The 12,407-nt window shown below is 49.8% G+C and carries 12 protein-coding genes; 5 read left to right on the top strand and 7 right to left on the bottom strand.

The window, feature by feature from the left end; all coding sequences use genetic code 11:
* Nucleotides 1–53 precede the first annotated feature (53 nt).
* Both I8U19_RS13600 and I8U19_RS13595 read right to left on the bottom strand, forming a co-directional pair.
* Nucleotides 54–479 (bottom strand): hypothetical protein, encoded by a 426-nt coding sequence (locus I8U19_RS13600; protein WP_152568558.1) that lies wholly within the window; start codon nucleotides 477–479, stop codon nucleotides 54–56.
* Nucleotides 480–564: 85 nt separating this feature from the next.
* A complete protein-coding gene (locus I8U19_RS13595) occupies nucleotides 565–1,689 on the bottom strand; it encodes a hypothetical protein (protein ID WP_198056172.1) in 1,125 nt (374 codons plus the stop codon).
* Between the two features lie 93 nt (nucleotides 1,690–1,782).
* On the opposite strand from I8U19_RS13595, the gene I8U19_RS13590 reads away from it, so the two are divergent.
* Both I8U19_RS13590 and I8U19_RS13585 read left to right on the top strand, forming a co-directional pair.
* The gene (locus I8U19_RS13590; protein ID WP_152568559.1) at nucleotides 1,783–1,968 is read left to right on the top strand and encodes a hypothetical protein; all 186 of its coding nucleotides are present in this window, start codon (nucleotides 1,783–1,785) and stop codon (nucleotides 1,966–1,968) included.
* A 51-nt stretch (nucleotides 1,969–2,019) separates the two neighbouring features.
* On the top strand, nucleotides 2,020–2,469 hold the full coding sequence (locus I8U19_RS13585) for a riboflavin biosynthesis intermediates N-glycosidase (protein WP_198056171.1): 450 nt from the start codon (nucleotides 2,020–2,022) through the stop codon (nucleotides 2,467–2,469).
* 26 nt (nucleotides 2,470–2,495) lie between these two features.
* On the opposite strand, the gene I8U19_RS13580 is transcribed toward I8U19_RS13585, so the two are convergent.
* From I8U19_RS13580 to I8U19_RS13560, 5 genes are all read right to left on the bottom strand, one after another.
* The gene (locus I8U19_RS13580) at nucleotides 2,496–3,245 is read right to left on the bottom strand and encodes an arylamine N-acetyltransferase family protein (protein ID WP_033101225.1); all 750 of its coding nucleotides are present in this window, start codon (nucleotides 3,243–3,245) and stop codon (nucleotides 2,496–2,498) included.
* A gap of 86 nt (nucleotides 3,246–3,331) precedes the next feature.
* Nucleotides 3,332–4,228, bottom strand: a complete 897-nt coding sequence (locus I8U19_RS13575; RefSeq protein WP_033101226.1) for a YitT family protein — start codon at nucleotides 4,226–4,228, stop codon at nucleotides 3,332–3,334.
* A 143-nt stretch (nucleotides 4,229–4,371) separates the two neighbouring features.
* Nucleotides 4,372–5,709, bottom strand: coding sequence for an MFS transporter (locus tag I8U19_RS13570; RefSeq protein ID WP_198056170.1), 1,338 nt, complete (start codon nucleotides 5,707–5,709; stop codon nucleotides 4,372–4,374).
* Nucleotides 5,702–8,206 carry a PEP/pyruvate-binding domain-containing protein gene (locus I8U19_RS13565; RefSeq protein ID WP_198056169.1) on the bottom strand — a complete coding sequence of 835 codons (2,505 nt, stop codon included), beginning with the start codon at nucleotides 8,204–8,206 and terminating at the stop codon, nucleotides 5,702–5,704. Before I8U19_RS13565 ends, I8U19_RS13570 begins: the two co-directional genes overlap by 8 nt.
* A 45-nt stretch (nucleotides 8,207–8,251) precedes the next feature.
* A complete protein-coding gene (locus I8U19_RS13560; RefSeq protein ID WP_198056168.1) occupies nucleotides 8,252–8,836 on the bottom strand; it encodes a TetR/AcrR family transcriptional regulator in 585 nt (194 codons plus the stop codon).
* A 416-nt stretch (nucleotides 8,837–9,252) separates the two neighbouring features.
* On the opposite strand from I8U19_RS13560, the gene I8U19_RS13555 reads away from it, so the two are divergent.
* From I8U19_RS13555 to I8U19_RS13545, 3 genes are all read left to right on the top strand, one after another.
* Nucleotides 9,253–10,488, top strand: coding sequence for an ABC transporter substrate-binding protein (locus I8U19_RS13555; protein ID WP_232331023.1), 1,236 nt, complete (start codon nucleotides 9,253–9,255; stop codon nucleotides 10,486–10,488).
* A gap of 62 nt (nucleotides 10,489–10,550) precedes the next feature.
* The gene (locus tag I8U19_RS13550; RefSeq protein ID WP_232337274.1) at nucleotides 10,551–11,504 is read left to right on the top strand and encodes a carbohydrate ABC transporter permease; all 954 of its coding nucleotides are present in this window, start codon (nucleotides 10,551–10,553) and stop codon (nucleotides 11,502–11,504) included.
* Nucleotides 11,501–12,322, top strand: a complete 822-nt coding sequence (locus tag I8U19_RS13545) for a carbohydrate ABC transporter permease (RefSeq protein WP_052154241.1) — start codon at nucleotides 11,501–11,503, stop codon at nucleotides 12,320–12,322. The genes I8U19_RS13550 and I8U19_RS13545 overlap by 4 nt, the downstream gene beginning before the upstream one ends.
* Nucleotides 12,323–12,407 lie beyond the last annotated feature (85 nt).

The raw sequence follows: 12,407 nt of genomic DNA, 5'->3' as shown, positions 1-12,407 counted from the left end.
TTGAAAACGGAAAAGATGCCCGCAGTACACGGGCATCTTTCTGAGAAAGCCGTTTATCTTTTTCTTTTGACTCTTCTTCTTGCCGGTCGTCTTAATCCCTGCGGAATGTCAAATTGCCAGAAGGTTGCGCCGAATCCGCCCGTTGCAGATCTTCTGGTAAAGGTGACTCTCTGTGTAGTCGGATCCAAGCTGATTTGGAAACTTAAGGTACCAGACCCGGTGTTTGTTCCCCGCGGAACATCGACCCAGGTTCCGCTGACGACGTTTCCGGTTCGGGTTCCGCGAAAGACATTCGTAAAGTTATCTCCAGTTCCTCCGTTCCCCAGTCCAGCCCACCAAATGGTGTTCCCGATTTGCCGGACATAATAACGGCCGCCGTCATCAGAGGTGTAGACACCCGTCGGATTCGCAACCGTCCCTTGTGCCGCTCTCAATTTTCTCTTCGGAACAGCTTTGCTTTCTGCGGATAATTTTTTCAACATCTCATCACTCCTTTTGAAATTTACACTCTATGATATGAAGAAAAGAGGATGATAGTTTGTGCCAAAAACCAATTCTATTTTTTTAGGCTCTCCGGATTGGTAGAGACGATGGAATGCCCCGATCTTTTACTTTCAGCACACGAATCTGCTCCAATTCCACGGGGTTGAGAGGTTGAACGTAGGCAAAGTTATGATTGGGAGGGGGGCTTGTTGCTTTCCCCAGGCCTGAAGGACGGGCGATTCTGATTTTTAAAGCCTGGACAGCCCAGTGAATTGGGTAATTGACGGACATGATTCCATCGTCCGTTCCGGCCAAAAGGACCGCGGCAGCAAAGTTGTCCCGATCCCGCAGCCAGACAGAACCGGAATCACCCGGAAGAGCGCTGGGTTTGCTCCCGGTAACAATCGTTTGGTTGCGGTAATAAAATGTGGTTTCCTCAGGCAGATAGTAGAGCACTTTGATATCGGTATGGATCGACTCAACGATTCCCCTGACCATCCCCGACGTTCTCCCTGTTTTTTTAAAGCGTTCCCCCACTTTATAACTGATCAGATGGCCCGGCAATGCCATTCGCTGACCTGATTCTCCCGAAAGGTATCTGGGGTCCAGGAGATCATTGCGATCCGGAATGGAGAGGGCAGCATCGATATAATTTACCCCGTTTCGATTGAAAGGAACATATAAAAATGCTCGTCCGATCCGATCCCTTCTGAGCTTCCCGCCATCGGAAGGTCCCGGCTGAATCGTTTCACTGAACTGATTGGTATTGTAGTGAGTGAGAACATGATTATTACTCAAAATATACAGTTGGGGGTATTTGGAAAACGCGGATACTATCACTCCGGCTGTCCCTGTCCCATCGGCATTGCCAATACTGGCTCCCCCGGGCACGGGACGAAGGCGGCTTTGCCAACTCGGGAGGGCGGATGATTTGCGAAATCGTGGATGATGTGTGGTGCAGCGTCCTCTTTGAATGATTCGCACAGGCACGGCGGAATTTTTTCTGATCGCTTTCATTATTGCTGATTGCAACGAAGAGTGAATGGAGGCGGATAAGTTTTTGCAGGTATATAGATTGAGACAAGCACCTTGGGAGGGAACCTTCGGATTGGCGTATCCTACTCCGATTCCTATTACTTCGGGCCGTTTCATGATCATGGGGGCAAGTCTGTTCTTGTGTATCAGTGCTTCATAAAAAGTAGCCATTTTCTCTCCCCTTTCGAGTGGATTTACCATAATTTATGATTGCGTGATTCATAAGGTTTGAGATAACACCCCAGAGGAGAAGTCCGTCCCTTTTTGAGCGTAGTTGAACCGGAGGAGGATAAGTCATATTTGGACAGCAGAGCCGATGAATTCGGACGGATCGTCATTCACCGGACACGCCCTGGAAAACTGATTGAAGGGGGTGTTTTTTGGTTGACAGGCGATGGGAAAGAGGAGATGGAAGTGTATATCTATTTAAAAAATTATGTTATGATATAATTCTAGATTTTTATTGATTGGGAATATTTACGGGCAGGAAGGTGAACCTCGGTGACCATTTATTTTTATAGAGTGAATGAACCATATGGTTGTTTCTCCAATTTTTCGGCGCATGGTTTCATGCTGGACGGAAAATGGTGGCCCACCAGTGAACATTATTTTCAAGCGCAAAAGTTTGCGGGAACCCCCTATGAAGAGGAGATTCGCCTGATAAAAAGCCCGAAGGACGCTGCGACCATGGGCCGGGATCGCCGTCTGCCCCTGCGCCAAGATTGGGAATTGGTGAAAGATGAAGTGATGCGAAAAGCGGTGTTGCAAAAGTTTAAAAGCCATCATGACATTCGGGCGATTTTGCTCTCCACCGGCAACCGGGGGATTGTGGAAAATTCACCCGTTGATTATTATTGGGGTTGCGGAGCAGACGGAAGCGGCAAAAATATGCTCGGGCAGATTTTGATGGAAGTCAGGGAAGAGTTGCGCCGGGAAGAAAATCGATCATGATCCGGGTATGTGGTCAGATATGAGACTCATACCCGGATGCCGAAATAACGCAGGAGCTCTTCATCAAACTGTTGCCGGGACGAGATGGGAAACTTTTGTTGCTGTCCGTTCCGGGTGATCGTCAAAAAGTTGGAAGTGAGGGTGATTCGGCCGTCCCTGGTGGCAATGGTGCACATCGCTCTCTGTGTGAAATTGGAAGAGGGCGAAGTTTGATGGTATTCGCACATCTCGGTGAATGCGTCCAGCTCATACGACTGGGTCGTAAACCGGAACTGTGTGGACCAATCGCCATTCTCCTGTCTTTGCAGGAGATAGTGATCCCGGATTTGGTCGGGAATGATGCGGTACCGGCCGCTGATGTCTTCCACTTCCTCACCAGTGAGCGGGAGCGGAAGCCGGCAGCTGTTCCCGAAGCCGACATCGACTAAATAGGGCTGATCCAGATGAACCAGCAGAGTCAAATGATCGAATTCCCGGCCATAAGAACCGTCCGGATTCCGCACGCGCGCAGAGATCCGTGAGGTGACAAATCCGCACTCCCGCAGCAGCCAGTCAAACAAGCCGTTCAGTTCATAGCAAAAACCGCCGCGACGTTGTTCCACGATCTTTTTGTAAAAAGCGGGCAAAGATATGCGAATGGGTCGGTTCAGCGGGATGTCCAGGTTTTCAAAGGGAACGTGTAGCAGATGATTCTCCTGAAGAAGCGACAGGAATGCCCGGTCAGGATGTTTTACGGCTTTGATCCCGATCCGTTCGAGATAAGCGGATCGTTTCATGGGAAATCAACTCCTTGGAGATCAGAGAATGTCCGGCATGCAAATGGATGCAGAGCCCCCGGGAAGAAGAGGCGATGGCGGTAACCTCAGTGAATATCCCGTTTCTTGAAGCGACCGCCCTGGATGTCGTGGATATTGCCGATCGCCAGGAATGCCTGGGGATCAATTTCTTCCACAATCGATTTCAGTTTCGCCTCTTCCAGACGGGAGATCACACAGAAGATCACTTTTTTCGCATCGCCTGTATAGGCTCCCTCGCCGCTCAAATAAGTGACCCCCCTCCCCAGCCGGTATAAAATCACTTTTCCCAGCTCTTCCGGATAGTCGCTGATAATCCAGACCGATTTGGTTTCATTAAAGCCTTCAATGGTAATGTCAATCGTTTTGAAGGCGATAAAATAAGCCATCAAGGAGTACATCGCCCGGTCCCACCCGAAGACGAATCCGGCGCTCCCGAGAATGAACAGGTTGAAGAACATCACTGTTTGGCCGACAGACAGTGGAATTCGCTTGTTGAATAAAATAGCCAGAATTTCCGTCCCGTCCAAAGAGCCGCCATAGCGGATCACCATGCCCACACCGGCTCCGAGGATGATTCCTCCGAATACCGCGGCCAGCAACGGATCTTTGGTCAGTCCGGGAACGGGATGAAGCAGGTTGGTTCCGACTGACATTGCGACGACGCCGATTAACGTGGAAATGGCAAACGTTTTTCCGATTTGTTTATAGCCGAGAAAGAAAAACGGAAGATTGAGAGTGAAGAGCAAAACACCCAAATTAAGTCCGGTGAGGTGTGACAGAATAATCGAGATGCCGGTAATCCCGCCGTCAATGACGTGGTTGGGCACCAGAAAAATTTCCAATCCGACAGAGACAAGAGCAGCGCCTGCCAAAATCAAGATAATCCGCTTTACCATGTTGGCAAAGGGCAGTTTTTTATGCTCTTTTTTTGCGGGTTCCAATTGTTTGGCTACAGCTTCCATCTTTTGCTCCTTTCCGTGAAAGTTTGTTTTTTTCAATTATCGCGTGTGGTGGGGCGAAGCAGCGTTTTCTGCCTTGTTGATGATTGACGAAAGTCAGGCAACCTGCTTCACCCTTTCTTAAGTGTAATTCAGGGAAATTCCCGTTATTTTGCCTCCAGCCGGGTTGCCGGTTTGGATTCCCATTCCAACTTGATGCCTCTGGAAATGAAAATCCCTGCTGCCGATACTGCCAGCAAAATGACGAACAATGATGCTTGGCCCACCAACAGACTGACCAGAGTCGATGATATCATACTGCCAAAATAACGGAACGTGGAAAAAATGCCTGAGGCCGTCCCCGACAATTCTTTGCTCACCGATTGCAGAGATGCCGTCTGCATGGCGGAGTTGCCGAGTCCGCCGGCCAATCCCCCCGCGATCAAGGCGAAGAGGAGATAAGGGATTGACGTTGATAGATGAAGGAACCAATAAAGCGCGCTGGCAAACACGGAGATTGCAAAGGTCAGTGCGATCATCTTGCGGTTCCCCCACCGGGCTGTCAGCTGTCCGCCGATCCATCCCGCGGCAGACATGGAAATGGAGAAAACAAACATGACCAGTCCCACCTTCTGGGTTGAGAGGTGGTAGTGGGATTCCAGAATGAGGGGCATGGCCAATAAAGTGGCGTACATCACAAAATTGCTGAGCAAAATGGAAAGATTGGCACTGGTGAACGTGCTGTCTTTAAACAGTGAAAACTGAATCAAAGGATAGGGGGCATGCAGCTCCCGATATACGAATAAAGCGGCGAAGATGGCGAACAGAACCCCCAGCACGATATAGCCCGGAACCGTTTGCGGATGAGTCAGCAAAATCAACATGGCAAAACTGACGGCCAGATAAAGGGAACCGGGCCAGTCGAGTTCTGCTTTTTTGCGCACCTCGCTTTTCGGCAGAACGAACCATGTGGTGGCGATGGCGAAGATGAGAAAAGGCACATTGACCCAAAAAATCGACTTCCACCCCCACAAGCTGATCAGGGTGGAACCCAGCAACGGTCCGATCGCCGCCCCCAGCCCCATGCCCATTCCAAACAGCCCGAACACTTTGGCCATGCGCTCTTTGGATACGGCATGGCGAATGATGGCGCTGGCATTTGGAGTGGCCAGTGCGCCGCCGATTGCCTGAATCGATCGGAAAGCGATCAGCCAGGGCAGGTTGAACGAAAAGGCACAGGCGATGGAACCGAAAAACAACAGGGCGAGTCCCCACATGTAGATGCGGCGGTTACCGTAGAGATCACCCAGCTTCCCGGCGATCGGCTGGGTCACGGCCATAACGATCAGGTAAATGGTGACCACCCAGGAGATGGAGGTTAAACTCTCATGAAAAAAGGCGGAGATGGCCGACAAACCGACGGCGATCATGGTGGAATTGATGGGGACCATAATCGTCCCCACCAACAACGATACAATTAAAAGGAGTTCCTTGCCCTTAGTCATGGATCGTCACCGTCCCGCTGCTTCCATCAACGGTGACCGTATCGCCGTCTTTCAGCTTTGAGGTCGCGTTCCGGGTACCGACGACAGCAGGCAGGTTGTATTCACGGGCAATGATTCCCGAATGGGAGAGGATGCCCCCTGCATCGGTGACAACAGCCGCCGCCACCGTAAAGAGGATGGTCCATGTCGGCGTTGTCGTTTTGCAGACAAGGATTTCCCCTTTTTTCAGTCTGCCAAACTCTGCTTCACTGCGGATCACCCTCACCTTGCCGGTAAAAGTGCCCGGAGATGCGGCAAACCCTTTGAGTTCCCGGTCTTCATCTTTTTCTTCCACATTGCGCAAACCATGGACTTGGGCAATTTGCGGATTGGACAACAATTCAGGCGAAGGTTTGCCGAAATGGGTCGGAATGATCCGATTTTGGTTCCTTGCAAATTCCGCTTTGCGCTCTGCAATCAATCCTGAAGAATCCTGCGGTTTTTCCATTAATTTCAGCAATTCATCATAGTAGAGGAAGAAAATATCTTCTTTTTCGTTTATCACTCCGTGCCTGGTGAGGGTATTGCCCACGTTCAGCAGGAACAGGCGTGATTTGGCGGAGAGCATGGCATCGATGTAAAAGTGGTGGTCATCGCGGATCGTCGCCGCGTCCAGCGCCCATTGGTAGACCTCCATAAACCGGCTTTTCAGCTCGCTCTCCGGCAAAGAGTCGAGAAATGCTTCGTATTTTTGAGTGCGTGACTTCACGATCCGGGCATGCTCATCTGCAAAATGATATCCGTTTTGCAAATAGGTTTGAATACGGCTCAGTGGGAGTGACAGGTCTTCAATCCAGGTTTTCCCCAGGAATTCATGGGTATTGTCTTTGCGGTATCCGTATGTTTCCAGCATCCGTTGCAGTTCGCGCAAAAAGCGTTGGCCGGCATCGCTTCTGGCGAGTCGTTCCGTAACCCGGTCTGCTGTCTCTTCCTGCAAAGCTGCCAACACTTCTGGATCCTGTTTTGCCTGCTCTGCCAGTTTCCAAAGCTCCCGGTCGGTTTCCAGCGATTTGTTCATGACACCAACCAGTAATTCTTGAAGGAAAATGGGATCCTTTTTCCCGGTCAATTGTTGATAAAGGTTCTCCAACATCCTGTTTACGGCTGAGGGTGGTGCGACCACTTCAAAGTGCACTTCCCAGGCTTTTTGGTAAAAGCGGAACAGATCGGCCACTTTTTCCCGTGCTTCATCCAGTTCCAGCTCTCTGTGGCTGTCCTGATCCAATTGACGGTAAATCGGCATCAGTACCTGATTGACCCGGTCAGCCAGATACTGTTTGACATTGGGGAGCAACGGACGGACGATTTCCTGATGTTGAGCCAAACGTTCTTTTATGTTGCCGCGGAACGGTTCAATCGACATGTAGATGTGACTCAGATGCGATTTGATGCGGCTTTTGCCGACCGGAAACTTAAACTTGCTAAAGCCGGCATGAAATCCGTGGACAAAGGCGGGAACCATGAAAGAAGTGAAAAGCGGGCTTTTTGGGCCATCAAAGTGGGTTTCATCATAAAACCAGAACTGATCTTTTTTGTCCTCTTCGTTCAGCAGAATCGACCATTGGAAATCGGAGATGGCCGTGGTGATCGGCCGGGCCTGGAGCAGGTAAATCTTGCCCTGTTCGATGCCAAATTCCAAATCGACCGGGTGCTGATAAATTTCTTCCACCCTCCGGGCGATGTCAGCCAGTGACCGCACTTGGGCATCGGTCAGGCAAAACTGCTGCCGTTCCGTTTCCGTTGTCTCCACCGTCCGGGTTCCTGAGGGGCCGGCGAGAATTTTCACTTCTTTCAACCCCGGCTCTTTTTTCAGGTTGCCGCTTTTTTTATCGATCACGAACTGATCGGGGGTCGCCATTCCGGACACGATCGCCTCACCCAGACCGTAGCTGGCGTTGATCACCACTTCATGCGGATTCTTGCTGATGGGATTGGCTGTGAAGATGACACCGGAGACATCAGAATACACCAGACCCTGTACCACGACGCCCATCGCCAGATCGGAGAGGGAGATGTTCATTTTCTTCAGATAGGAAAGAACCTGTTCTGAAAACATGGATGCCCAGCAATGCCGCAATTTGTTCAGTAGGTCTTCAAATGCCGTTACATTGAGAAAGGTTTCGTACTGTCCGGCAAATGAGGCATCTTCCAGATCCTCTGCCGCGGAAGAGGAACGCACGGCCACTGCGGCAAACGATTTCCGCAAATGCTCAAACCGGGCTTTGATCTCCTCTTTTACTTCATCGGGAATCACGGCTGTCGTCAGCTTCTCTGACAGACCCTGCGCATCATCCAGGCTGATTCGGTTGGCGGCGAGCGTACGCGAAAGTGCCTCTGCAGTGACCACGAAACCATCGGGAACCGGCAACTGGTGGTTTGCCAGGATGGACAGGTTTTTCGCTTTTGCCCCTGTTGCGCCCTCATATTGGAGTGCAGTTTCAAACGGGATGGTGAACATCAACACATCTCCCCTTTTTTCTCTCTGTGGTTTACGTTCAGGTCCCTAAGCTTTCAGGCCACGGGCGAAAATGCGAACGGCCTGCAAGATGAACTCACTTTCATCCAGTTGGCTGAGTAGATCATTGATTCCCAAAACAGCGTTCAAATTCATATAGAGAAACCCGACCGCGGGCACTTCCGGGTTGACGTCGATCATTTGTCCGCGCGCTTGCATTTCCCGGAAATATTCAACGAGATGATTTTTCAGGCTAACGGGGTTTTTATACATCACTTTTTCCTTGAGATGGGGAAAATGTTTGCTTTCTTTGTACAAGACGGTAAATGCCTTTTTGTTTTGCCTGATGAGTGACTGGTACAGTTGTGCGATCAGAAGAAGATCGGCTTCGAGATTCCAGGAGATCTGTTTCTCCACCGTTTGCCAAAGGGGCACGATAATGGAAAAGCGCTCAACGGCCGCCTCCAAGAGGTTCATTTTGGAGCCGAAATGACGGAACAATGTCATTTCACTGACATTTGCTGCCTTGGCAATTTCTTTGGTGGTGACCGCTTGATAGCCTTTTTCCGCCATCAGCTCAATGGCCGCTGTCAGGATTTTCTCTTCCGTCGTCGTCATCGGTGTTTGTAACATCCTCCTTGACAAAGCCTGGATGTTAGTGAGCACTAACTAACAAATTAATTATATAACTTTATTTAACTTTATGTCAATATTTAGTTAATAAATGATTGATTTTTTGTGAATAACACATAAGAGTATTGATGAGTTGCGATCGGAGAACGCACGACCCGATATGGGGGGGAGACCGGGAAAAATGATTTCATCCGGTTACACATTAAAAATGAAGAACAGGACAAAATATTTTAATCTGAAATATTAGTCTATTCAAACGGTCTTTTCATTGCTATACTACAAATAGCAGATGGTTTCTTAATTTTATTTAGTTTCAGTATGTTAATACAACTCTGGATCCAGAGGGGGGCTTGGGCTTGAAATTAAATGGTCGCGCCTTGTTCTCTTGTCTGATGGCAGGCATGTTGCTCGTTCTCATGACGGGATGCAGTTCCGATTCGGCTTCTTCGGGATCCAATGCCGCCAATAAAAATCAGGTGGAAATCTTCAGTTGGTGGACAGGAGCCGGTGAAGAAGACGGTTTGAAGGCACTGATCGCCCTTTTCAAAAAGAAGAATCCCGAAATTGAGGTCATTAATGCCGCGGTCGCCGGCGGGGCGGGAACCAATGCCAAAACCGTGCTGGCGACGCGGATGCAGGGAAACGACCCGCCAGATACTTTCCAGGTTCACGGCGGTGCTGAGCTGAACGACAGCTGGGTGGCAGCGGACAAAATGGAACCGCTTAACGATTTTTATGCAGAGCAAGGTTGGAAGGACAAATTCCCCAAGGCGTTGATTGATCTGGTGAGCAAAGACGGAAAGATTTATTCGGTTCCGGTCGATATTCACCGGGGAAATGTCCTCTGGTACAACAAGAAGATCTTTGACCAATACGGTCTGAAACCGCCGGCGACGTTTGATGAGTTCTTCAAGGTGGCGGATACGCTGAAATCCAAGGGAGTGACTCCGCTTTCTCTCGGGGATAAGGAACCGTGGACAGCAACGCAGCTTTTTGAAAATATTCTGCTGGGGAAACTGGGGCCTGACGATTACGACAAGTTGTGGAAAGGGCAGGTATCTTTTGATGACCCGCGTGTAAAAGATTCCCTCGTTACCTTTAAAAAGATGCTTTCGTATACCAATCAGGATCATGCGGCCAGAAACTGGCAGGATGCCACGCAATTGGTGGGCAAAGGCGAAGCAGCGATGAATGTGATGGGGGATTGGGCCAAAGGCTACCTGACGAATGACCTGAAATTGAAGCCAAACCAGGATTTCGCCTGGGCTCCGTTCCCGGGTACGGATAAAACGTTCGTCGTTATAACGGACACGTTTGGATTGCCCAAAGGGATCAAACATCCCGAGGCGACAAGGAAATTTTTGGCCGTGCTGGGTTCGGTTGAAGGGCAGGATGCCTTTAATCCGCTGAAAGGATCGATTCCCGCCCGGCTGGATGCGGACCCGGGCAAGTATGATGTCTACGGAAAACAAACAATGCAGGATTTTCGCTCGTCCACTCTGGTTCCGAGTCTCGCCCACGGTTCGGCCGCTCCGGAAGGCTTTGTGACGCAGTTTAACCAAATCATCAATACATTTGTCACCCAAGGGAATGTCGATCAGGCGATCCAGATGATGAAACAAGATGCAACGGCAAATCTGGCGACAAAATAACAAGATCGTTTCAGGTGGCAGTTGGTTCTGCCGCCTGATCTTTTTCAAAGGAGGCGATCGCTTTGGCCGAAGCACAAACGGTTTCGACAGTGAAGAAAGGGCGGCACAGGGAGAAATGGATTTCCTTTTTGTTTGTGCTCCCTTCGCTGATCGCGATTTTTGTCTTTGTCTATGGATTTATCGCGTGGACCGGTTATATTTCCCTTACGAAATGGAATACGTTCCTCAAGGATCTCAGTTTTGCCGGCTTAGCCAATTACCGCTTTCTGTTTGCCGATTTTCGCTTTCAGTCTGATCTGCGGAATACGGTTGTGTTTACCCTTCTGTTTATGGCCGTCTGCATTTGCCTGGGCCTGTTTTTGGCGGTATTGCTTGATCGCAAGCGAAAAGGGGAAACCCTGTTTCGCAATATCTTTCTGTTTCCGATGGCCTTGTCTTTTATCGTGACAGGGGTTGTATGGCAATGGATTTTCAACCCCAGCACCGGCATCAACCTGATTTTGAAACAGTTGGGCGTCGATGATCCGCCGCTTTGGTACGTGCAGACAAAAGTGGTCCCCGATCTGCATCTCGGCCAGCTTCACGCCGGTCTGCCCCTGGCGCTGATCGCAGTCATTATTGCGGCGGCCTGGCAATTGTCCGGGTTTACCATGGCGATGTTTTTATCTGGATTGCGCTCGATTTCTGATGAACTGAAAGAGGCTGCGCGAGTGGACGGAGCAACGGAATGGCAGGTTTTCCGCTATATCCTGTTACCGGCTTTAAAACCAATCACATTCAGTGCCATCATTATTCTGGGGCACATATCCCTGAAAATTTTCGATCTGGTTTATGCCATGACGGGACCTGGTGCCGCCTTTGTCACTGACATGCCCGGGCTATATATGGTGGAGACGACATTCAAAGGAAGTCATTATGCGCAAGGAGCGGCGATCGCCGTAATCATGCTGGTTCTCGTTTCCCTTCTGATTATTCCCTATCTGGTTCTTACCTTTCGGAAGGAGGAGAGCTTGTGATCCGAAACCGCATCGCCCCATTTTTCAGCAACGGTATTCTCATTTTGCTCTCAGTCTTTTTTCTGCTGCCTGTCTATGTGATGGTGACGACCAGTCTCAAGCCGGTCAGTGAAGCGACGCTGGCTCAGATGTGGGAACTGCCCTCGAGAATCGACCTGACCAGTTACGGGATCGCGTTTGAAAAATTGGAGCCCCATTTGCTCAACACGCTTTACCTGGTCATTCCGGCCACGATCTTGTCGGCACTGCTCGGATCGCTCAACGGATATATCCTGTCCAAATGGCAGTTTACCGGTTCCAACACGCTGTTTGCGCTCATCTTGTTCGGAATGTTTATTCCTTATCAAAGCATTTTGATCCCCTTGATCCAATTTTTGCAGAAAATCCAGCTTTACAATACCATTCCGGGATTGATCCTTGTCCATGTCGTATACGGCATCCCCATCACGACGCTTATTTTTCGCAATTTCTATGCCAATATCCCAAGGGAGGTGGTCGAAGCGGCCCAACTTGACGGAAACGGCATTTGGGGCATTTACCGGCGGATCATTCTCCCGTTGTCCATTTCCGGATTCGTGGTTGTCGGCATCTGGCAATTTACGCAGATTTGGAACGAATTCCTGTTTGCGATCACCATCACCAACACTTCACAGCAGCCGATCATGGTGGCGTTGCAAAATCTTTCCGGAAGCCAGATCGTCCAGTGGAATATCCAGATGGCCGGGGCGCTGATGGCCGCGCTCCCGACGCTGCTCGTTTATATTTTTCTCGGCAAATACTTTATCCGCGGTTTGTTGGCCGGATCGCTCAAAGGGTAAAGAAAAGACACCGCTTGCTTCAGTCTGCGGTGTCTTTTTTTGTCGATCATCCCACATTTGTACAAAGCGATTTACAATATTTGTG

The organism is Thermoactinomyces sp. CICC 10523 (assembly GCF_016055105.1).
GTDB classification, from domain to species: Bacteria; Bacillota; Bacilli; order Thermoactinomycetales; family Thermoactinomycetaceae; genus Thermoactinomyces_A; species Thermoactinomyces_A daqus.
The sequence above is the reverse complement of the archived record's forward strand: the minus strand, read 5'-3'. Positions and strand labels throughout refer to the sequence as shown.

What these genes read in the sequence shown, in the direction of transcription:
- I8U19_RS13575 (WP_033101226.1), bottom strand. Translation starts at nt 4,228, where the DNA reads ATGGAAGCTGTAGCCAAACAATTGGAACCCGCAAAAAAAGAGCATAAA.
- I8U19_RS13555 (WP_232331023.1), top strand. Translation starts at nt 9,253, where the DNA reads ATGACGGGATGCAGTTCCGATTCGGCTTCTTCGGGATCCAATGCCGCC.
- I8U19_RS13570 (WP_198056170.1), bottom strand. Translation starts at nt 5,709, where the DNA reads ATGACTAAGGGCAAGGAACTCCTTTTAATTGTATCGTTGTTGGTGGGG.
- I8U19_RS13595 (WP_198056172.1), bottom strand. Translation starts at nt 1,689, where the DNA reads ATGGCTACTTTTTATGAAGCACTGATACACAAGAACAGACTTGCCCCC.
- I8U19_RS13565 (WP_198056169.1), bottom strand. Translation starts at nt 8,206, where the DNA reads ATGTTCACCATCCCGTTTGAAACTGCACTCCAATATGAGGGCGCAACA.
- I8U19_RS13560 (WP_198056168.1), bottom strand. Translation starts at nt 8,836, where the DNA reads ATGTTACAAACACCGATGACGACGACGGAAGAGAAAATCCTGACAGCG.
- I8U19_RS13580 (WP_033101225.1), bottom strand. Translation starts at nt 3,245, where the DNA reads ATGAAACGATCCGCTTATCTCGAACGGATCGGGATCAAAGCCGTAAAA.